This is a genomic window from Vibrio sp. OPT46 (genome assembly GCF_015163535.1).
Taxonomy (GTDB): Bacteria; Pseudomonadota; Gammaproteobacteria; order Enterobacterales; family Vibrionaceae; genus Vibrio; species Vibrio alginolyticus.
On record NZ_JADDYG010000730.1, the window covers coordinates 62,475 to 63,745 of the forward strand.

Sequence of the window (1,271 nt, forward strand, 5' to 3'; positions counted from 1 at the left end):
GTCTTTATCACCAAACGAATGCAGTAGCACGCAAGGAACTTCTTGAGCGATGCTCTGAATCTTTGTCTTTCTCTTGAAAATACCGAACATAATGTCCTCCACTGACGATGTTTCCAAATATGCACATTAATGCAAAATGGTGAGCTGATTGTTTTTAGTATGGCTCATTAATTTGAGACTTCCTTACTACGAAGTCACCTTCACATATTAACGTGATCGCATAATTACCAGCAAATAGTACACACTGCGTTTCAAACCTATCTCATCAGAAACTCTGCTTTAGTCACAATTGTGTGACAACCCCGAGTACGGTTTACCATAATGTAAAGAGTAGATTGAAAAGTCGGATTTCGTATCGACATCTAAACTTAATTAAGTTAGCTTTAGAAGTATAGACGTCTAGATTGACTATACTTAGGGAGAGAAAGTCGTGCCAATTAGAATTCCAGATCAATTACCAGCTACCGATGTATTAAGGACAGAAAACATCTTCGTGATGAGTGAAACGCGTGCAGCGAGTCAGGAAATACGTCCTTTAAGAGTGCTGATCCTTAATCTGATGCCAAAAAAAATAGAGACTGAAACTCAGTTTCTGCGTCTACTCTCAAACAGCCCACTACAGGTTAACGTCGAATTACTGCGCATTGATAACCGCCCGAGTAAAAATACGCCAACTGAACATTTAGACACGTTTTATCGCCAATTTGAAATGGTGCGAGATAAAAACTTCGATGGCATGATCATTACTGGGGCTCCATTAGGTTTGGTGCAATTTGAAGATGTCATTTATTGGGATCATCTCAAAACCATCATGGAGTGGGCAAAAGATCATGTGACATCCACTCTTTATGTTTGCTGGGCTGCGCAAGCAGGGTTAAAGCTGCTCTACAATCTACCTAAAAAAACGCGTAAAGAAAAACTTTCAGGTGTTTATCATCATCAAATCCATCATCAGTTTCACCCTATCTTACGCGGATTTGATGACACGTTTTTGGCTCCTCACTCGCGTTACGCAGATTTTTCGCCTCACTTTCTAGAAGAGCATACTGACTTAGACATTTTAGCGACATCGGATGTCGCAGGTGTGTACTTGGCCACCACAAAAGACAAGCGCAATGTCTTTGTCACAGGACACCCTGAGTATGATTCTCACACTTTACATAATGAATATATCCGAGATTTAAGCGAAGGTATGGAGCCCGCTATTCCTGTCAACTATTACCCAAACAACAACCCAGATAACCCACCAATTGCAAGCTGGAGAAGCCATG

General features: G+C 40.9%; 1 protein-coding gene. It reads left to right on the top strand.

The window, feature by feature from the left end:
• Positions 1–430: 430 nt before the first annotated feature.
• On the top strand, positions 431–1,271 hold an 841-nt coding region (locus IQR33_RS26365; protein ID WP_193844194.1), incomplete at its 3' end, for a homoserine O-acetyltransferase/O-succinyltransferase family protein.